At 58.1% G+C, this 17,946-nt stretch carries 19 protein-coding genes; 9 read left to right on the top strand and 10 right to left on the bottom strand.

The window, feature by feature from the left end; translation table 11 throughout:
* Positions 1 to 40 precede the first annotated feature (40 nt).
* Positions 41 to 1,188 (bottom strand): IS3 family transposase gene (locus tag BFP93_RS04470; RefSeq protein ID WP_122582746.1). Its coding sequence is split into 2 segments (ribosomal slippage): positions 41 to 933 and positions 933 to 1,188, totalling 1,149 coding nucleotides; the frame shifts between segments, so codons are not numbered across the junction.
* 381 nt (positions 1,189 to 1,569) lie between these two features.
* On the opposite strand from BFP93_RS04470, the gene BFP93_RS04460 reads away from it, so the two are divergent.
* Positions 1,570 to 2,580, top strand: coding sequence for an aldo/keto reductase (locus BFP93_RS04460; RefSeq protein WP_065892197.1), 1,011 nt, complete (start codon positions 1,570 to 1,572; stop codon positions 2,578 to 2,580).
* Positions 2,581 to 2,728: 148 nt separating this feature from the next.
* Positions 2,729 to 3,610, top strand: a complete 882-nt coding sequence (gene rarD, locus BFP93_RS04455) for an EamA family transporter RarD (protein ID WP_065885686.1) — start codon at positions 2,729 to 2,731, stop codon at positions 3,608 to 3,610.
* 47 nt (positions 3,611 to 3,657) lie between these two features.
* Here the strand turns inward: rarD and hppD are convergent, their stop codons facing one another.
* Positions 3,658 to 4,734 carry a 4-hydroxyphenylpyruvate dioxygenase gene (hppD, locus tag BFP93_RS04450; protein ID WP_065892196.1) on the bottom strand — a complete coding sequence of 359 codons (1,077 nt, stop codon included), beginning with the start codon at positions 4,732 to 4,734 and terminating at the stop codon, positions 3,658 to 3,660.
* Between the two features lie 395 nt (positions 4,735 to 5,129).
* On the opposite strand from hppD, the gene BFP93_RS04445 reads away from it, so the two are divergent.
* Positions 5,130 to 6,671 carry an EAL domain-containing protein gene (locus BFP93_RS04445; RefSeq protein WP_065892189.1) on the top strand — a complete coding sequence of 514 codons (1,542 nt, stop codon included), beginning with the start codon at positions 5,130 to 5,132 and terminating at the stop codon, positions 6,669 to 6,671.
* Between the two features lie 199 nt (positions 6,672 to 6,870).
* Positions 6,871 to 7,236, top strand: coding sequence for a histone-like nucleoid-structuring protein, MvaT/MvaU family (locus tag BFP93_RS04440; protein WP_065892186.1), 366 nt, complete (start codon positions 6,871 to 6,873; stop codon positions 7,234 to 7,236).
* Between the two features lie 270 nt (positions 7,237 to 7,506).
* Here the strand turns inward: BFP93_RS04440 and BFP93_RS04435 are convergent, their stop codons facing one another.
* On the bottom strand, positions 7,507 to 8,037 hold the full coding sequence (locus BFP93_RS04435; RefSeq protein ID WP_065892201.1) for a DUF4946 domain-containing protein: 531 nt from the start codon (positions 8,035 to 8,037) through the stop codon (positions 7,507 to 7,509).
* A gap of 179 nt (positions 8,038 to 8,216) precedes the next feature.
* On the opposite strand from BFP93_RS04435, the gene gloA reads away from it, so the two are divergent.
* Positions 8,217 to 8,738: a lactoylglutathione lyase gene (gloA, locus tag BFP93_RS04430; RefSeq protein ID WP_065892185.1), complete on the top strand. Its 522-nt coding sequence runs from the start codon at positions 8,217 to 8,219 to the stop codon at positions 8,736 to 8,738.
* A gap of 108 nt (positions 8,739 to 8,846) precedes the next feature.
* Here the strand turns inward: gloA and ahpF are convergent, their stop codons facing one another.
* The 3 genes from ahpF to BFP93_RS04415 form a co-directional block, all read right to left on the bottom strand.
* Positions 8,847 to 10,412 carry an alkyl hydroperoxide reductase subunit F gene (ahpF, locus tag BFP93_RS04425; protein WP_065892184.1) on the bottom strand — a complete coding sequence of 522 codons (1,566 nt, stop codon included), beginning with the start codon at positions 10,410 to 10,412 and terminating at the stop codon, positions 8,847 to 8,849.
* 122 nt (positions 10,413 to 10,534) lie between these two features.
* Positions 10,535 to 11,098 (bottom strand): alkyl hydroperoxide reductase subunit C, encoded by a 564-nt coding sequence (ahpC, locus tag BFP93_RS04420; protein WP_005788226.1) that lies wholly within the window; start codon positions 11,096 to 11,098, stop codon positions 10,535 to 10,537.
* Between the two features lie 145 nt (positions 11,099 to 11,243).
* Positions 11,244 to 12,176 carry a site-specific integrase gene (locus BFP93_RS04415; protein WP_065892182.1) on the bottom strand — a complete coding sequence of 311 codons (933 nt, stop codon included), beginning with the start codon at positions 12,174 to 12,176 and terminating at the stop codon, positions 11,244 to 11,246.
* 171 nt (positions 12,177 to 12,347) lie between these two features.
* On the opposite strand from BFP93_RS04415, the gene BFP93_RS04410 reads away from it, so the two are divergent.
* The gene (locus BFP93_RS04410) at positions 12,348 to 13,355 is read left to right on the top strand and encodes a DNA-binding protein (protein WP_065892181.1); all 1,008 of its coding nucleotides are present in this window, start codon (positions 12,348 to 12,350) and stop codon (positions 13,353 to 13,355) included.
* On the opposite strand, the gene gorA is transcribed toward BFP93_RS04410, so the two are convergent.
* Together gorA and galU are read right to left on the bottom strand one after the other, a co-directional pair.
* Positions 13,356 to 14,714: a glutathione-disulfide reductase gene (gene gorA / locus BFP93_RS04405; RefSeq protein ID WP_065892179.1), complete on the bottom strand. Its 1,359-nt coding sequence runs from the start codon at positions 14,712 to 14,714 to the stop codon at positions 13,356 to 13,358.
* A gap of 106 nt (positions 14,715 to 14,820) precedes the next feature.
* The gene (gene galU, locus BFP93_RS04400) at positions 14,821 to 15,660 is read right to left on the bottom strand and encodes a UTP--glucose-1-phosphate uridylyltransferase GalU (protein WP_003230743.1); all 840 of its coding nucleotides are present in this window, start codon (positions 15,658 to 15,660) and stop codon (positions 14,821 to 14,823) included.
* 299 nt (positions 15,661 to 15,959) lie between these two features.
* Here galU and BFP93_RS04395 point away from each other — a divergent pair, with 299 nt between their 5' ends.
* Together BFP93_RS04395 and BFP93_RS04390 are read left to right on the top strand one after the other, a co-directional pair.
* A complete protein-coding gene (locus tag BFP93_RS04395) occupies positions 15,960 to 16,145 on the top strand; it encodes a hypothetical protein (protein WP_003173828.1) in 186 nt (61 codons plus the stop codon).
* 162 nt (positions 16,146 to 16,307) lie between these two features.
* Entirely contained in the window at positions 16,308 to 16,589 is a 282-nt protein-coding gene (locus BFP93_RS04390; protein ID WP_065885694.1) for a hypothetical protein, read from the top strand.
* 9 nt (positions 16,590 to 16,598) lie between these two features.
* Here the strand turns inward: BFP93_RS04390 and BFP93_RS04385 are convergent, their stop codons facing one another.
* Together BFP93_RS04385 and BFP93_RS04380 are read right to left on the bottom strand one after the other, a co-directional pair.
* Positions 16,599 to 16,829: a hypothetical protein gene (locus BFP93_RS04385; RefSeq protein WP_065885677.1), complete on the bottom strand. Its 231-nt coding sequence runs from the start codon at positions 16,827 to 16,829 to the stop codon at positions 16,599 to 16,601.
* Positions 16,830 to 17,074: 245 nt separating this feature from the next.
* The gene (locus BFP93_RS04380; RefSeq protein WP_065885676.1) at positions 17,075 to 17,425 is read right to left on the bottom strand and encodes a hypothetical protein; all 351 of its coding nucleotides are present in this window, start codon (positions 17,423 to 17,425) and stop codon (positions 17,075 to 17,077) included.
* A gap of 212 nt (positions 17,426 to 17,637) precedes the next feature.
* Between BFP93_RS04380 and BFP93_RS04375 the strand changes: the two genes are divergently transcribed.
* The gene (locus BFP93_RS04375) at positions 17,638 to 17,940 is read left to right on the top strand and encodes a DUF1883 domain-containing protein (RefSeq protein WP_003173824.1); all 303 of its coding nucleotides are present in this window, start codon (positions 17,638 to 17,640) and stop codon (positions 17,938 to 17,940) included.
* The last annotated feature ends 6 nt before the right edge of the window (positions 17,941 to 17,946 follow it).

The raw sequence follows: 17,946 nt of genomic DNA, 5'->3' as shown, positions 1-17,946 counted from the left end.
TGAGGTGGTCAACTTTTTCCGGACACCTCAATCGGTGTTTTCAGGCTGTTTGCCGCTCGTACTGATTGGGCGGCAAATAGTCTAACGATGAATGCATTCGTCGTTCATTGTAGAACCGCACAATGTAATCCGTGACGTCCCTGATTGCTTCATCATGATTGGCATAGTCCTTCCTCCAAACACGCTCCATCTTCAGGTTCAAGAAGAAACGTTCCATGACTGCGTTGTCCCAGCAGTTGCCCTTGCGGCTCATGCTGCAGCGCAAGCCATGTCGTGTCAGCATGGCTTGGTAAGTAGCGCCTGCATACTGGCTGCCCCGATCTGAGTGCGCGATCAGACCCGGTTTAGGCTGCCTCTGTGTGATGGCTAGTTGCATAGCACTGCACACCAACTCTGCGCGCATATGCGGAGCCATGGACCAGCCTACGATCTTGCGTGAATACAAATCCATGACAGCCGCCAAGTACAGCCAGCCGCTTCGAGTGCGAATATAAGTGATGTCAGCAACCCATGATTGGTTGATCTGCTCGGGGTTAAACTGGCGGTTGAGCAGGTTCTCAGCTACCGGGAAATTATGATTACTGTTGGTGGTATGAACGAACTTGCGCTTCCAGATCGGGCGTAAATCCTGTTGTTTCATCAGCCGACGGACCTTGTGCCGCCCAATGGATACGCCATCGCTACGCAGTGCTTTCATCACCCGACGACTGCCATAACAGTGCTCATTGGTCATGAACGTAGCTTTGACCTGAGCTGCAACCGGACAGACAGCTTTTGGCTTAAAAGACCGCTGACGAGCTTCATAGAACCCCGAACGGCTGATCCGCAAAACCCGGCAGATACGTATTACCGGGTAGGCCTTGCATTGCATTTGGTGAACCAATTGGTGGATCACTTCAATTCGCGGGCAAAGAAGGCCGTAGCTTTTTTTAATATATCGTTGTCAGTCTTCAGCTCGCGGATCTGCTGCTCAAGCTGACGAATACGCTGTTGCTCGCTGGTTAACGGTTTACCAATCCCTGTACCACCTAACTGCTCGGCTTGGTACTGCTGGACCCAGCGGCGCACGGCAGTGTCACTCAAGTCTAAATCGGTACAAACGGAGTTCACGCTCAGGCCTTGGTCAACAATCATCTTGCAGACTCTTAGCTTGAAAGCGGCGTCGAATTTTCTGTACTTCTTGGTCATGGAATACTCCTCAATAGGTGTAGTTTCACCTATTGAGGTGTCCGGGACTATTAGACCAGCTCACTGAGGCCGTCATCGGGAGCAAGCCCCCTCCCACATTTGGACCAGGATCGACACAAAATCCTGGTCGGCCCAGAGGCCGTCATCGGGGGCAAGCCCCCTCCCACATTTGGATTGTGAAGCATCCGTCAGCCGGCGCCGTTCAACCTGAAGTGTCCCCACCGCCTGCCAGTCTCGGAACGGATGAAAATGCCGCAGCGGTTTTTACAGAAGCGCTGCCAGCCCCTGCTGAGTGCATGAAAAAACACACACAGCGCTTGTTCCAAAGCGCTCGTGTCTGGTATTGCATGACACACGTTTGCCTGCCATGAGGAGCTCTGCATGATTTACCGCACATTGGGCCAGTCCGGATTAAAGGTCAGCGCCCTGACGCTGGGCACCATGATGTTTGGCGAACAGACCAACACTGAAGACTCGCTGCGCATCATCGATAAGGCCTGGGACCAAGGCATCAACTTTATCGACACCGCCGACGTCTACACCGGCGGACGCTCCGAGGAAATCGTCGGCGAGGCCATCGCGCGCAACCGACAGGACTGGGTGGTGGCGTCCAAGGTCGGGATGGGCCCGGCGGATGGCATGCCCAACCGCAACGGGCTGAGCCGCAAGCGTATGTTCAACGCGCTGGAGGCCAGCCTGGGCCGCCTGGACACCGACTACCTGGACATCTACTACCTGCACCGCGAGGACCCCGACACTCCGCTGGAGGTCACGGTATCAGCGATCGGCGACCTTATTCGCCAGGGCAAGGTTCGCCACTGGGGGTTGTCCAACTACCGCGGCTGGCGTATTGCCGAGGTTATACGCGTGGCCGAACGCCTGGGCGTTGACCGGCCGATCATCAGTCAGCCGTTGTACAACATCGTCAATCGCCAGGCCGAAGTCGAGCAGATCACCGCCGCTGCCGCTTATGGCCTGGGGGTGGTGCCGTACAGCCCGCTGGCGCGGGGCGTGCTCAGCGGCAAGTACGCGCCGGACCTGACACCCGAGCCTGGCAGCCGCGCTGCACGCCAGGACAAACGCATCCTGGAAACCGAATGGCGCGTCGAATCGCTGCGCATCGCCCAGCAGATCCAGCAATACACCCAGGGGCGTGGCGTGGGCATGGTCGAGTTTGCGATTGCCTGGGTGCTCAATAGCGCGGCGGTGAGCTCGACGATTGTCGGCCCGCGCACCGAGGCGCAGTGGGATGCCTATACCGGCGCACTCGAGGTGAAGATCAGCGCGGAAGATGAAGCATTCATCGATTCGCTGGTAACCCCTGGGCACTCGTCCACGCCGGGGTTCAATGATGTGAGTCACTTTGTCTCGGGTCGTACGGTGCGCTCATAGGCAACCCTTGAGCCCAAGCGTGTAAAACGACCATTTTCAGCCTTTTTCCGCCTTTTGCCCCAAATCAGCGCACCTGAGCCACCAAAAGCACCATAATCTGCCTCTCGATTCTTCCTGTTTATCTCAAATCGGCTTTCGTGAGGACTGCGTGTCTAAAGGTGTTGTGTTATCGGTATCGGCCTCGGTGTTGTTTGCCGTGATGTATTACTTTACGTCGCTGCTCACCCCCCTGAGTGGTCTGGAAATTTTCGGCTGGCGCATGTTGCTGACCGTGCCCTGCATGACCGTCTTCATGGTGGTCAGCGGCGAATGGCGACGGGCGTGGGAGTTGCTGCGCATGCTGGCGACCAGGCCGCGCTTGATCGGCGGCGTGCTGCTGTCGTCCGCGCTGCTGGGCGTGCAGTTATGGCTGTTCATGTGGGCGCCGCTCAATGGGCGCAGCCTGGACGTGTCGGTGGGGTATTTCCTGTTGCCGCTGACCATGGTACTGACCGGACGGCTGGTCTACGGCGAGCAGTTGTCGCGCTTGCAGCAGATCGCCGTGGTGTTTGCCACGCTGGGCGTGCTCAACGAGTTGTATCAGGCTGGCGGGTTTTCCTGGGCAACGCTGGTGGTGATCATCGGTTACCCGGTGTACTTCGTGGTGCGCAAGTACCTGGGCACCGACCATCTGGGCGGCCTGTGGCTGGACATGGCGCTGATGTTGCCGGTGGCCTGGTGGTTTGTACAAAGCGGCGAGCAGGGTTTCGCGGTACTGGATGCGCAGCCGAAGTTGTACGCGTTGATTCCCATGCTGGGCTTGATCAGTGCTTCGGCGCTGGTGAGCTACATCATCGCCAGCCGATTGCTGGCCTTCAGCCTGTTCGGCCTGCTCAGTTATGTGGAGCCGGTGTTGTTGCTCGCCGTAGCGCTACTGCTGGGTGAAGGCATCAAGGGCGGGCAATGGCTGACCTATATCCCGATCTGGCTGGCGGTGATGGTGCTGATGTATGAAGGTTTCAAGCACCTGGTGCGTCAGCGCAGAGCCTGAATCCCAGGCAAAATAAAGCCCGGCCGAAGCCGGGCTTTATTTTTTGCCTAGTCGGCGGTCAACACACCGCGACGCACCTGATCGCGCTCGATCGACTCGAACAACGCCTTGAAGTTGCCTTCGCCGAACCCATCGTCGCCTTTGCGCTGGATGAACTCGAAGAACACCGGGCCCATCAGGGTTTCCGAGAAAATCTGCAGCAACAGGCGCTTGTCGCCTTCGATCGACGAGCCGTCCAGCAAAATGCCGCGGGCCTGCAGCTGGTCCACCGGTTCGCCGTGGTTGGGCAGGCGGCCTTCGAGCATTTCGTAGTAAGTGTCCGGCGGCGCGGTCATGAAGCGCATGCCGATCTTCTTCAACGCGTCCCAGGTCGAGACCAGGTCATCGGTGAGAAACGCCACGTGCTGGATGCCCTCGCCGTTGAACTGCATCAGGAACTCTTCGATCTGGCCTGCGCCCTTGGACGATTCTTCGTTCAACGGGATGCGGATCATGCCATCCGGCGCGCTCATGGCCTTGGACGTCAGGCCGGTGTACTCACCCTTGATGTCGAAGTAGCGCGCTTCACGGAAGTTGAACAGTTTTTCGTAGAAATTGGCCCAGTAGACCATGCGGCCACGATAGACGTTGTGGGTCAGGTGATCGATGACCTTGAGGCCGGCGCCTTGCGGGTTGCGGTCTACGCCTTCGAGGTAGACGAAGTCGATGTCATAGATCGAGCTGCCCTCGCCAAACCGGTCGATCAGGTACAGCGGCGCACCGCCGATGCCTTTGATCGCCGGCAGGTTCAGCTCCATCGGACCGGTTTCGATATGAATCGGCTGGGCCCCCAGTTCGAGGGCGCGCTGGTAGGCCTGCTGCGAGTTCTTCACCCGAAACGCCATGCCGCACACCGACGGGCCGTGTTCGGCGGCGAAGTAGGAGGCCAGACTGTTGGGCTCGTTATTGAGGATCAGGTTGATCTCGCCCTGGCGAAACAGCTGCACGTCCTTGGAACGGTGGGTCGCCACCTTGGTGAAGCCCATGATCTCGAAGATCGGCTCCAGGATGCCCGGGGTCGGCGATGCGAACTCAATGAATTCAAAGCCCATCAGGCCCATCGGGTTTTCGTATTGGTCGGTCATGTCGGGTGCCTCATCATGCTTGGATTAACAACTGGTTATTTACCGGCAAGGATGAGGTCGGCGGGGGGCGCACAGGAAAGGCCTCGCACACTGCGGGCGAGGAAGTCACCAAAAATCAGGGGAGAACCGAGTTGCTTCATGGTGTCATCAGTCTCTGACGGCGAGGCTTGCGTGAGCGCAAGTCCATATTCTTGTATGCGTAAATCGATTCTACACAGCGTAACACTTTTTGTCCGCGCTCTATTTGCCCGTACGCTTATCAAATCCCCATTGCCTTGCCGCGCGCAAGGGCTTTGTCACCCGGGCAGACGCTGTTACGTTTTGCTGAGCGACTTGTGTGAATGCCATCTATCATCGGCATTGTCCCCTTCTTTTTTTTGCACGGCCGCTCCTCTATGCCCTTTACATCCCAAGGCCCACGAAGCCGAGTTGCCCGTTATTGCCTGAGCATCGTCTGCGGCCTGCTCCCCGTTTTATTGGGGGTCGTGATTCTTTATTGGCAAGCCGAGCGCACGCTTGAACAAAGCACTGCGCAAACGGCCAGGGAAGCGGTGCGTCAGTTCGACTTGATGCTCGACAACACCGCCCTCGCCGCCCAGGACCTGTTGCCGCTGGCCGGCTTGCCGTGTGACAACGCGGCAACGCTGGCACTGCGTGAACAGGTCACCCGCCGGCCGTTCGTGCGCGCTACCACCTTGTCCTGGCAGAAAAAGATTTATTGCAGTTCATTGTTCGGCAGCCGGCATAACTCGCCGGTCAACCCGGACGACTACGTCGGCGGGCGTTTGTGGTTGATGAACGGCAACCCCGTCACGCCGGATACCGCACTGCTGGTGTACCGGTTGGTCGACGGTGATCGAGGCGCGTTTGCCTCGATTGACGGTTACCACCTCACCAATGCCCTGCGCCTGATCAGCCGCTACGCCTCCCTGGTGTTAAAGGTGGGCCCCAACTGGCTGGACGCCGACGGCAAGGTCCATACCGACGCGCCGCCGAAGTTTGCCATAGCCCCTCACTTCCTGGCCTCCAACCGCTATCAATACAGCGTCGACGTGGGCATGCCCGAGGGTGAGGTCTGGCGTTACATGCAGGCGCGCTATCCGGCTGTGTTCAGCCTGGTGGTGTTTTTTGGTGTGCTGGCCGGCCTCCTTGCCCATTGGCTGCAAAAGCGCTCTTCGGCGCCTACCCACGAGTTGCAACGTGCCCTGGGCGCCGATGAGTTCATTCCGTATTTTCAACCGGTGGTGCGCGGCGACACACGCCAATGGGCCGGTTGCGAGGTGCTGATGCGCTGGCAACACCCAAAGGAAGGCCTGGTGCGACCGGACCTGTTCATTCCCCTGGCCGAGCACTCCGGGCTGATCGTGCCCATGACACGCGCCCTGCTGCGCCAGACGGCCGCGCAACTGGCGCCGCACGCCGAGCGCTTCAGCCCGGGGTTTCATATCGGCGTGAACATCACCGCGCGTCATTGCCAGGACCTGGAGCTGGTGGACGACTGCCGAGCATTTCTTGCGGCGTTCCCGCCCGGCCAGATAACCCTGGTACTGGAACTGACCGAGCGTGAGTTGATCGAGCCCACCGACATCGCACGGCGCTTGTTCGACGCGCTGCACCAGTTGGGCGTGATGATCGCCATAGATGACTTCGGCACCGGGCATTCCAGCCTGGGCTACTTGCGTCACTTCAATGTGGACTACTTGAAGATCGATCAAAGCTTTGTCGCCATGATCGGTGCGGATGCCCTCTCACGGCATATTCTGGACAGCATCATCGAACTGTCCGTCAAACTCGACCTGGGCATCGTGGCTGAGGGTGTGGAAACAGCGCAACAGTGTGATTACCTCGTCGCAAAAGGCGTGGACTTCCTGCAAGGCTACCTGTTCGGGCGTCCATTACCCGGCGATGAATTCATTAAGTCGGTGACCCGTCAGTGAACAGTCACCGACTGCCTTCACGGCCAGCACGTTATTTAGACAAAAGACATGATTTACTCGAAGTGGATTAACTACTACAATTTTTCTTGCCGGCGATACACTCACAGTCAGGTGTTTTCGTTTGAGTTAGCTTAACCCTCTTGGCTTAAGGCTTTCTTCGCAGTAGATATCAGCTAACTACACTATTGGAGTACAGATTTTGTCCAGACTCGCCGAATTTCGCGCAGCAGAAAAAGCCCTTCAAGAGCAGCTTGCCCAGCTGGAATCCCTGAAGAACGACGCCGGGCTGAAGAAAGAAATCGAATTTGAAGAAAAACTTAAAAAACTGATGGGCAGCTACGACAAGAGCCTGCGCGATGTGATCTCCATCCTTGATCCAAACCCGGCCAAGCGCGGCGCCACGCCTGCGGCCGCACCGAAACAGCGCCGCGCCCGCGTGGTCAAGGTCTATCAGAACCCGCACACCGGTGAGCTGATCGAGACCAAAGGCGGCAACCATCGCGGCCTGAAAGCCTGGAAAGAAGAGCACGGCGCTGCCACTGTAGATTCCTGGCTTCGCGGTTGATTAACATGCACTAATAGAAAGCCCCGCTCACGCGGGTAATGCTGTTCAGTTAAGCGTACATCGCCCTCTGTAGGAGCGAGCTTGCTCGCGAAAAACGTCAACGATAACGCGTGTTTCCTGATTGAACGCGGCGCCTGTGGTTTTTCGCGAGCAAGCTCGCTCCTACAAAAAGCCTTAACTGAACGGCATTACCGCTCACGCGGGGCTTTTTCGTTTTCAGGTTCGCAAGCGAACTTAAATTAAAGTTCACTTTCTTTCGCATACACCCATTCAAAGTTTCAGGCTGTCACGTACTGAATTGACTTCATCCTGACTGGCCTCATACGCTTGCGCCTGGCCCGCATATGAAAACACGTAGGCCTTTTCCTTATCCACCGCGCCCACTAGTGTCTGCGATAGCACATGCCGACCGTTCTCGGTAATCACACAGGTAGTTTCCAGCGCATCAAGGCGGCTCAATGTAGCGGCGTGCATTTTGGTGCACACGCTTTGATAACCACCTTGGGCAAAATCTTTTTGAATGGACTTGCGCATCTCCAGCAACACGCCTTGAAGATTGACTTGGTGCCCGGCCTCAATTGGCGTACCGGTCAACTCCATCACCATCAAGGTCTGGCCATTTTCGTCATTCTTGATCGCACGTTGACGCGTCACGGCCTGGCTCTTTCCGGCGGCGTCGGGTTCAACTTCCTCCACCTGCCAACCGCTGGGCCAATGGATCTCGGGGTCGGTCGCCCATACGAGCGGGCTCGCCAGCAGTAGACATACGGTACTCAACAGCGGTTTACGAAACTCGATCATTGCAAAAAGCATCCAGGGTTCCAGCGCCAAAGTTTGCGGCCCCGGACCCACAGCTCGCAAGGGTTGCGTCAGCTTTTTCATTTGGCGTGACCGGCAGGCCTTGCGTATCATGGCCCATCTGCACGGATGCTTGCCGCAAGCCAAGGGACCGCTTTGCCCCATTTTTTTCTGGAGGGCCCATGAGCCTGCACGAACTGAACACCTTCCCCGGCGTTACTGCCCAACCTGATACCGCCACCGCGAACTTCGTGTTCAACCACACCATGCTGCGGGTCAAGGACATCACCAAGTCGCTGGATTTCTACACCCGCGTACTGGGTTTTTCCCTGGTTGAAAAACGCGATTTCCCGGAAGCCGAATTCAGCCTGTATTTCCTCGCCCTGGTGGACAAGGCCCAGATCCCGGCTGACGCGGCTGAGCGCACCCAGTGGATGAAGTCGATCCCTGGCATTCTGGAACTGACCCACAACCACGGCACCGAAAACGATGCCGATTTCGCCTACCACAACGGCAACACCGACCCTCGTGGGTTTGGCCACATTTGCATCTCGGTGCCGGACATCGTTGCGGCGTGCGAACGCTTCGAAGCCCTGGGCTGCGATTTCCAGAAGCGCCTGAGCGATGGCCGCATGAAAAGCCTGGCCTTTATCAAGGACCCGGATGCGTACTGGGTTGAAATCATTCAGCCAGCACCGATGTAACGCCGTGTGACGCAGAGCGTCACGGCAGGCATTCCCACGCGGAGCGTGGGAACGAGAACGAGAAAACCCCATGATCACTCATGGGGTTTTTTATTTGCGCTTCGGATTTTACGCAGGGGCGGACGTGCGGATCAGGTGGTCGAACGCACTCAGGGAAGCCTTGGCGCCCTCGCCCACGGCAATCACGATCTGCTTGTACGGCACAGTCGTCACGTCACCGGCGGCAAATACACCCGGCAATGAGGTCTCGCCACGTGCATCGACGATGATCTCGCCGCGAGGCGTCAGTTCCACAGTGCCTTTGAGCCAGTCGGTGTTGGGCAACAGACCGATTTGCACAAAGATGCCTTCCAGGTCGAGGGTCTTGAACTCGCCGCTGTCGCGATCCTTGTAGGCAAGACCGGTGACTTTCTGACCATCGCCTTTGACTTCACTGGTCAATGCGCTGGTGATTACGTCGACGTTCGGCAGGCTGTACAGCTTGCGCTGCAACACAGCGTCGGCGCGCAGCTTGCTGTCGAACTCCAGCAACGTGACATGGCTGACAATACCGGCCAGGTCGATGGCGGCTTCGACGCCTGAGTTACCGCCACCAATCACCGCTACGCGCTTGCCCTTGAACAGCGGGCCATCGCAATGCGGGCAGAAGCACACGCCCTTGGCCTTGTATTGCTGCTCGCCCGGCACGCCCATTTCACGCCAGCGCGCACCAGTGGCCAGGATCACGGTTTTGGACTTGAGCGTCGCACCGCTTTCGAAGCGGATTTCGTGCAACTCACCGGCGTTTTTCGCCGGCACCAGGCTGCTGGCACGCTGCAGGTTCATGATGTCGACGTCGTACTGGCGTACATGGGCTTCCAGGGCACCGGCCAGTTTCGGGCCTTCGGTTTCCTGTACCGAGATAAAGTTCTCGATGGACATGGTGTCCAGTACCTGACCACCAAAACGCTCGGCGGCCACACCGGTACGAATGCCTTTGCGGGCAGCGTAGATCGCAGCCGATGAACCGGCCGGGCCACCGCCGACAACCAATACATCAAAGGCATCCTTGGCGCTGATTTTCTCGGCGGCCTTTTCGATACCGCTGGTGTCGAGCTTGGCGAGGATTTCCTCCAGGCCCATACGGCCCTGGCCGAAGTTCACACCGTTGAGGTAGACACTGGGCACCGCCATGATCTGGCGCTCATCGACTTCAGCCTGGAACAGCGCGCCGTCGATGGCTACGTGGCGGATGTTGGGGTTGAGCACGGCCATCAGGTTCAGCGCCTGGACCACGTCCGGGCAGTTCTGGCACGACAGCGAAAAGTAAGTCTCGAAGCTGAACTCGCCTTTCAAGGCACGGATCTGTTCAATCACTTCGACACTGGCCTTGGATGGGTGGCCACCGACTTGCAGCAGGGCCAGCACCAGGGACGTGAATTCATGGCCCATGGGGATGCCGGCGAAACGCAGGCTGATCTCGGCACCCGGGCGGTTGATGGAGAACGACGGCTTGCGCGCATCATTGCCATCGCTGTGCAGGGTAATCAGCGTGGAGAGGCTGGCTACGTCCTGCAAAAGAGCGAGCATTTCCTGGGATTTCGCGCCGTCATCGAGGGAGGCGACGATCTCGATCGGCTGGGTAACCCGCTCCAGGTATGACTTCAACTGAGCTTTAAGATTGGCGTCCAACATACGGGCGATTTCCTTTAATTCTGGGTAAAAAAAACGCCCGAGCGAATCTCGCCCGGGCGTTTTTGAGGGCGGTTGCAGCTTACTGGGTAGGTGCGGATACCCGCCCTTGAGACTTCACAGACTTAGATCTTGCCGACCAGGTCCAGGGACGGAGCCAGGGTGGCCTCGCCTTCTTTCCACTTGGCTGGGCACACTTCGCCCGGGTGGGCAGCAACGTACTGGGCGGCCTTGATCTTGCGCAGCAGCTCAGAGGCGTCACGGCCAACACCGCCGTCATTCAGTTCAACGATCTTGATCTGGCCTTCCGGGTTGATCACGAAAGTACCGCGGTCCGCCAGGCCGGCTTCTTCGATCAGCACGTCGAAGTTGCGCGAGATGGTCAGGGTCGGGTCGCCGATCATGGTGTACTGGATCTTGCCGATGGCTGGCGAAGTGTTGTGCCAGGCAGCGTGGGCAAAGTGGGTGTCGGTGGACACGCTGTAGATTTCTACGCCCAGTTTCTGGAATTCGGCGTAGTTGTCAGCCAGGTCTTCCAATTCGGTTGGGCAAACGAAGGTGAAGTCGGCTGGGTAGAAGAACACCACAGACCACTTGCCTTTCAGGTCAGCGTCGGTCACATCGAGGAAGCTGCCGTTTTTGAACGCGGTGGCTTTGAACGGTTTTACTTGGCTGTTGATGATAGGCATCGTTGACTCTCCGTCAGGGTTTGTAGAAGGGCTTAACAAGTTGATGGGGTGAATCCTACCCACTCTCTGTGACGATGGCTCATTGGCAAACCTGATGCTGACGATTGGGTTTCTCTATCAGATGACTGTATTAATAGAAGAAATCTCATAGCAGCGGCTGGGTCGCCAGCGTCATGCCGAGAAAAGGTGTCGCTTCAACATAGCGCATGGCCGATTTCATGTCGTTCCAGCCGACGTAACTCATCAACGATTTCAGATCCCAGCCGCTGCGATGGGCCCAGGTCGCGAAGCCGCGTCGCAGGGAATGGCTGGTGTACTGCTCGGCCGGGATGCCCGCGCGCGCAAGCGCCTGGCGCAGCAGTGGAATCACGCTGTTGGGGTGCAGCCCCTCCTCCCCCAGGTTGCCCCAGCGATCGATCCCGCGAAACACCGGGCCGCGCACCATTGCCGAGGCGCTGAGCCATTCGCTGTAGGCCTGTACCGGGCACAGGCGCAGCAGTGCGGGTGTGTGGTAGGTCTTGCCGAGGTTGTCGCGGTCACTTTTGCTGCGCGGCAAGTACAGGCTGATGCCGGCTCCCGGCACCGCCTGGACATGCTCGACACTCAAGCGACAGAGCTCATCGCTGCGAAAGCCACGCCAGAACCCCAGCAGGATCAGCGCCGTGTCGCGTTTGGCGCGCAGCCACCCAGGCCGGTCCTGCTTGTCACGGGCTTCGCTGGCTTCACGCTCAAGCGACGCCACCACCTGCTCCAGGTGCTTGAGCTGCAACGGCTCGGCCTGCCGCTCCCGCGCAGGGTGCACGGCGCGGATGCCCTTGAGCACCTTACGCACCACCGGCGCCTTGGTCGGGTCGGCAAACCCCTGGCTGGTGTGCCACTGCGCCAGTGCCGAGAGCCGCAACTTCAGCGTGTTGACGGCCAGCACGCCCGCGTGCGCAACCAGGTAGCGCGCCACGCTGTCGCTGGTGGCGGGCAGGAAGCCACCCCAACTGACCTCGAAATGCTCGATGGCCGCGCGGTAGCTACGGCGCGTGTTGTCACGGGTCGCGGCGTTGAGGTAACGATCAAGATCACTCATGGCAGGGCCTATTCGTACTGCGAACGCCTGGTTCGACGCTAAAAATGCTGATGACACGGGATAATACGCCAATATCCCATCTGTTAAATCATGAATTTAAAGCATTTTTTAGCTGTGATATAGTATGTAAATACATACCCTGTACCACAGTACGAAATCGACGGAGACCCCATGGCTCATGGTGGCATAAACAAAGCAGTCGTTCAGACGGCACGCCTGGCGATCCTCGCCCGTGGCGAAAACCCCAGCATCGACGCCGTGCGCATCGAAATGGGCAATACCGGCTCGAAAACCACCATTCACCGCTACCTCAAGGAGTTGGACGAAAGCGAGACCCGCCAGACCATCACCGAAGCCCCCATTGATGAGGAGCTTGGCGAATTGGTGGCACGGCTCGCCCAGCGCCTGAAAGAGAAGGCCCAAGAGCCCATCGACCTCGCCCTGGCGCAGTTTGAGCAGCACAAAAGCGCCCTGCTCACTCAGCTTGAAACGTTGCAAGGAGCCCATGATCAGCTGCAACAGCAGTTCGATATCCAGGCCGCCGCCCTCGCCGAGGAAAGCGCCGCCCTGCAAACCGCCGGCACCAGCCTGCAGACCGAGCAAACGCGCAACGCCGGGCTCAGCCAGGCGTGCAGCGATTACGAACTGAGGCTCAAGGACAAGGACGAGCAGATTCGCTCACTGGAAGACAAGCACCTGCACGCCCGCGATGCCCTTGAGCATTACCGCAATGCGGTCAAGGAGCAGCGTGAACAGGAGCAGCGCCGTCATGAAGGTCAGTTGCAGCAGGTACAAGCCGAGCTGCGCCAGGCCCAGCAGAGTGCGCTGGTGCGTCAGGACGAAATCACCCAATTGCATCGAGACAACGAACGCTTGTTGATCGAACACCGGGTGACCGCGAAGGAGCTGAACGCATTGCAGGAGCAACGGCGCAAAGACCAGGCCTTGCAGCTCGAGCTGAACGAGAAGATCAGCCAGGTCGACAGCGAGCGCACACTGCTTCAGGAGCGCCTGCGGGTGGCGCTGCTGGAAAGCCAGTCACGCCAGGCAGCGCTGACTGAGCATCAGCAGGCCAACAAGGCGCTGGAGCTGGACCTTCTCAAGGCCCAGGCCAGTATTGAAGCGTTGCGTCTGGCCGCCGTCGTTGCAACGACGCCAGAGGCAACCGGCGAAACCTGATCAGTCCGCCACAGGCGTGCGCATGGTGACGAACTCTTCCGCCGACGTCGGGTGCACGCCAATGGTCTCGTCGAAATGCTGTTTGGTCGCGCCGGCCTTGAGCGCGATCGCCAGGCCCTGCACGATTTCGCCGGCATCGGGCCCGACCATGTGGCAGCCGAGCACTTTGTCGGTGTCGGCATCGACCACCAGCTTCATCAGGGTCTTTTCCTGACAGTCCGTCAGGGTCAGCTTCATCGGCCGGAAACGGCTCTCGAAGATCTGCACCTTATGGCCGTTCTTCTTCGCCTCCTCTTCCGTAAGGCCCACCGTACCGATATTCGGCAGGCTGAACACCGCCGTCGGAATCATCGCGTAATCCACCGGACGGTACTGCTCGGGCTTGAACAGGCGACGCGCCACCGCCATGCCTTCGGCCAGGGCGACCGGGGTCAATTGGACACGGCCGATCACATCGCCAATGGCCAGGATCGACGGCTCGCTGGTTTGATACAGCTCGTCCACGCTGACGAAGCCACGCTCATCGAGGGTGACGCCGGTATTTTCCAGGCCCAGGTTGTCCAGCATCGGGCGCCGGCCGGTGGCGTAGAACACGCAGTCGGCTTCCAGCACCCGACCGTCTTTCAAGGTGGCCTTGAGACTGCCATCGGTTTGCTTGTCGATGCGCTCGATGTCGGCATTGAACTGCAGGTCCAGGCCGCGTTTGGTCAGCTCTTCCTGCAAGTGCTTGCGCACCGAACCATCGAAGCCGCGCAGGAACAGGTCACCGCGATACAGCAACGACGTCTGCGCGCCCAAACCATGGAAAATGCCCGCGAACTCAACGGCGATATAGCCACCGCCTACCACCAGTACGCGCTTTGGCAGCTCTTTGAGAAAGAACGCTTCGTTGGAGCCAATGGCATGTTCGCGGCCTGGAATGTCCGGAATCTGCGGCCAGCCGCCCGTGGCGATCAGGACATGCTTGGCGGTGAAGCGCTCGCCATTGATTTCCACCTGGTGTGGATCCACCAGGCGCGCATGCCCTTCGTGCAGGGTCACGCCGCTGTTGACCAGCAGGTTGCGATAGATACCGTTGAGACGGTTGATCTCCCGGTCTTTGTTGGCGATCAGGGTCGCCCAGTCAAAGTTCGCCTCACCCAACGACCAGCCGAAACCGCTGGCCTGCTCGAAGTCCTCGGCAAAGTGCGCGCCGTACACCAATAGCTTCTTCGGCACGCAGCCGACATTCACACAGGTACCGCCCAGGTAGCGGCTTTCCGCCACGGCCACCTTGGCGCCAAAACCTGCGGCAAAGCGCGCCGCGCGAACACCGCCGGAACCGGCGCCAATTACATACAGGTCAAAATCATAGGCCATTTCATTCTCCTCGGCAGGACACCAGCATACCGACTTACATGGGGCTGAAAAACGAAAAAGCCACCCGAAGGTGGCTTTCAGTTGAAACAGATCGGCAAGCGTGAAATCAGTACGCCTTGCCAGTCTTGTAGAAGTGCTCGTAGCAGAAGTTGGTCGCCTCGATGTAGCCTTCAGCGCCGCCGCAGTCGAAACGCTGGCCCTTGAACTTGTAGGCAATCACGCAACCATCTTTGGCCTGCTTGAGCAGGGCGTCGGTGATCTGGATCTCGCCGCCCTTGCCTGGCTCGGTTTCTTCGATCAGCTTGAAGATGTCCGGGGTCAGGATGTAGCGGCCGATGATCGCCAGGTTCGACGGTGCATCTTCCGGCGCTGGCTTCTCGACCATGTCACGCACGCGGATCAGGCCATCACCAATGTCGTCGCCGGCGATCACGCCGTACTTGTTGGTTTCCGCCGGGTTGACTTCCATTACGGCGACGATGGTGCAGCGGTATTTCTGGTAGAGCTTGACCATCTGGGTCAGCACGCCGTCGCCTTCCAGGTTTACGCACAGGTCATCGGCCAGTACCACGGCAAACGGTTCGTCACCGATCAGCGGGCGACCGGTGAGGATGGCGTGGCCGAGGCCTTTCATCTGGGTCTGACGGGTGTAGGAGAACGAGCACTCGTCGAGCAGCTTGCGAATACCAACCAGGTATTTTTCCTTGTCGGTGCCCTTGATCTGGTTTTCCAACTCATAGCTGATGTCGAAGTGGTCTTCCAGTGCGCGCTTACCGCGGCCGGTCACGATGGAGATTTCATTCAAGCCGGCATCCAGTGCCTCTTCGACGCCGTACTGAATCAGTGGCTTGTTCACCACCGGCAGCATCTCTTTGGGCATGGCTTTGGTCGCTGGCAGGAAGCGAGTGCCGTAACCGGCTGCCGGGAACAAGCATTTCTTGATCATATGAGTCCTTACAAAGGGCTGTGCGTACGGAATTCGGCGCAGTCTAATCAGGCCGCAGTCACCTTACAATGGGTCCTGCTGGCGCCGCGATGTCATCATAGAGAAAAAATGTCGGCGTAAGTTCCGCTGATCTTTCAACCGGCAGGCTGGCCGGCGCTCAAGTGTTGATTTTCCAAAGGGCCTGATCCTTTGTAGCACGCTTTTCCAAGCCTGGCACCGGGCTGGAATTACTTGGGCAACGGCGGGGTATTTGCGGCTATCATTGCACCCTTGAATCAGCTTACGAGATTGCTAATTAGATGTCAGAACCCAAAGGCGTAAACGGCTACCTGATCACCCAGCGTGCGGACGGTTGGCACTTGATCAACTTCCATGGCGACAGCGTCGCGGGCGTTTTCGAGACTGAAAGCATGGCGATTGCGGTGGCTGAGGTATTCGTGGATGAAGCCGGTCACGCGTCGAGCAAGCGGCCGAAGGGCAAGTAAGCCACGCGGTCTTGCAGCAAAAGCCCCGCAGAGCGGGGCTTTTTTTGTGTTTGGCTGTACCTAGATGGCAGTTCGCTATAATCTTCCGCCAACGCCCCACGTCCGTGTCAGCGCTCTCCCCCACACCTTCGAAGACGACTCTCTATGAACAAGATGCTGGCTATGAACAAGATCCTGGCACTCACTGCGGTATTGGCGCTGGCCGGTTGCACCACCACCTCCGACACTTACCTGAAAAATGGTGAACAAGGCCTGACCATCGACTGCTCGGGCGAAGCCAATTCATGGGCCAGTTGCTATGAGAAAGCCGACGCCTCCTGCGCGGGCACCGGTTACCGCATCGTCGGCACCGACGGCACTCCGTCACTCAAGGAAAGCGAGCAGACCCTGGGCAAGGATGTAGGCAATTTCAAAGGCCGCAGCGTCGTGGTGGTGTGCAAGTAAGCCTTGGTGTTACAGGTGAACTTCGGCGAATTTGATCCCCAGGCCGCGCAGGGTTTCGATCAAGTCATCGAGGCGCGGGAATGACTCGACCTCATCCTGATCGTCCACCAGGAAGTAACTGCGGCCGTCACTTTTCTTGAAGAAGACAATCCACTCGCCCAGGTCGGCAGGGTTCTGGATGACGTGGGTCGCCGTGATCTGACCTTCGGCATGGCGGGCTTTGACGTGTTCTCGCTTCATAATGGGATATTCCAGGCGGTGCGATGCTGCCCAGATGGGTTTGAGCGGCATTCTTGTAGGCAGTGACCGACAGTTTAACGGATGCTCTGCCGATCGACACGCCATTGGGCCTTCTCATCAGCACGCTCGGCTTTATAGCCTCAATACCGAATAACGCATAAAAAACCCCACCGGGCAGGCGCGAAGAGGCTCGTCCTGTCGGGTGGGGTTCTCATCGGATTCAGTTCGTGGACATACGCCCTGGCTTAACCGGAAATGCAATCCTCCCCGGCTTTTTTCACGTCGCCCGGCCGAATCGGCACGTTGGACATGCTTTCATAGAGCTTGATGCTGCTGCCGCTGGAGCGGTCCTCAATTTCGAAGATCGCTGATGGATCGGACGAAAATTTCTGCGGCACGATCACTTGAATACCTTCCTTATGCGGTTCGATCTGTGGCGGACGACGTGTCGCCTCCAACTTGCGCACGACGCACGCCGCATACTCCTGCGGCTTTTTCCCGGAAATGACCACCAACGTGGGTGGGGTCTGCTTGATATCTGCAACCGAAGCACACCCAGCGATTGCCAAGGCCAGCACCAACACACTCCACTTCATACTAAAACCTCCGATAAAGACCCTACGACAGCGGGTATAGGAAATTTCTCCCGCCAATGTAGGATTTATCTCTAAAAACTCGGTAAATAACTGTTTTAAATTGTCGAAGTCGTCGACGACGGCCCGATAATAAACGCGCTGGGGCTGATAAACTCCATCTTAACCTACGTATCGTTCTGATTTTTCAGAAAAAGCCCTTCTGGAGACACCCCATGAAATTCATCCACCAGCGTGAGCACCTCAACGAGGGAGACATTGTCGTCATCGAATGCTCACAGACCTGTAATATTCGTCTAATGAGCGATGCGAATTTTCGCAGTTTCAAGAACGGTGGCCGGCATACCTACCACGGTGGCGCCTTCGATAAATTCCCGGCAAAAATCACCGCGCCCAGCACCGGTTTCTGGAACATTACCCTGGATGTGGTCACGCGCCGCGCCATCAGCGTTACCCGCAAACCGGCGCTGTCACACAAGATTCGTATCGTTCGTCGCACCAGCACCAAGCTGAGCTGACCTGAA

This window comes from Pseudomonas sp. 44 R 15, from assembly GCF_900004965.1.
In the GTDB taxonomy this organism is placed as follows: domain Bacteria; phylum Pseudomonadota; class Gammaproteobacteria; order Pseudomonadales; family Pseudomonadaceae; genus Aquipseudomonas; species Aquipseudomonas orientalis_A.
Note: the sequence above shows the minus strand (reverse complement) of the source record. Positions and strands in the feature narration are given on the sequence as shown.

What these genes read in the sequence shown, in the direction of transcription:
- BFP93_RS04460 (WP_065892197.1), top strand. Translation starts at nt 1,570, where the DNA reads ATGATTTACCGCACATTGGGCCAGTCCGGATTAAAGGTCAGCGCCCTG.
- hppD (WP_065892196.1), bottom strand. Translation starts at nt 4,734, where the DNA reads ATGACCGACCAATACGAAAACCCGATGGGCCTGATGGGCTTTGAATTC.
- BFP93_RS04445 (WP_065892189.1), top strand. Translation starts at nt 5,130, where the DNA reads ATGCCCTTTACATCCCAAGGCCCACGAAGCCGAGTTGCCCGTTATTGC.
- BFP93_RS04435 (WP_065892201.1), bottom strand. Translation starts at nt 8,037, where the DNA reads ATGATCGAGTTTCGTAAACCGCTGTTGAGTACCGTATGTCTACTGCTG.
- gloA (WP_065892185.1), top strand. Translation starts at nt 8,217, where the DNA reads ATGAGCCTGCACGAACTGAACACCTTCCCCGGCGTTACTGCCCAACCT.
- ahpF (WP_065892184.1), bottom strand. Translation starts at nt 10,412, where the DNA reads ATGTTGGACGCCAATCTTAAAGCTCAGTTGAAGTCATACCTGGAGCGG.
- ahpC (WP_005788226.1), bottom strand. Translation starts at nt 11,098, where the DNA reads ATGCCTATCATCAACAGCCAAGTAAAACCGTTCAAAGCCACCGCGTTC.
- BFP93_RS04415 (WP_065892182.1), bottom strand. Translation starts at nt 12,176, where the DNA reads ATGAGTGATCTTGATCGTTACCTCAACGCCGCGACCCGTGACAACACG.
- BFP93_RS04410 (WP_065892181.1), top strand. Translation starts at nt 12,348, where the DNA reads ATGGCTCATGGTGGCATAAACAAAGCAGTCGTTCAGACGGCACGCCTG.
- gorA (WP_065892179.1), bottom strand. Translation starts at nt 14,714, where the DNA reads ATGGCCTATGATTTTGACCTGTATGTAATTGGCGCCGGTTCCGGCGGT.
- galU (WP_003230743.1), bottom strand. Translation starts at nt 15,660, where the DNA reads ATGATCAAGAAATGCTTGTTCCCGGCAGCCGGTTACGGCACTCGCTTC.
- BFP93_RS04395 (WP_003173828.1), top strand. Translation starts at nt 15,960, where the DNA reads ATGTCAGAACCCAAAGGCGTAAACGGCTACCTGATCACCCAGCGTGCG.
- BFP93_RS04390 (WP_065885694.1), top strand. Translation starts at nt 16,308, where the DNA reads ATGAACAAGATCCTGGCACTCACTGCGGTATTGGCGCTGGCCGGTTGC.
- BFP93_RS04385 (WP_065885677.1), bottom strand. Translation starts at nt 16,829, where the DNA reads ATGAAGCGAGAACACGTCAAAGCCCGCCATGCCGAAGGTCAGATCACG.
- BFP93_RS04380 (WP_065885676.1), bottom strand. Translation starts at nt 17,425, where the DNA reads ATGAAGTGGAGTGTGTTGGTGCTGGCCTTGGCAATCGCTGGGTGTGCT.
- BFP93_RS04375 (WP_003173824.1), top strand. Translation starts at nt 17,638, where the DNA reads ATGAAATTCATCCACCAGCGTGAGCACCTCAACGAGGGAGACATTGTC.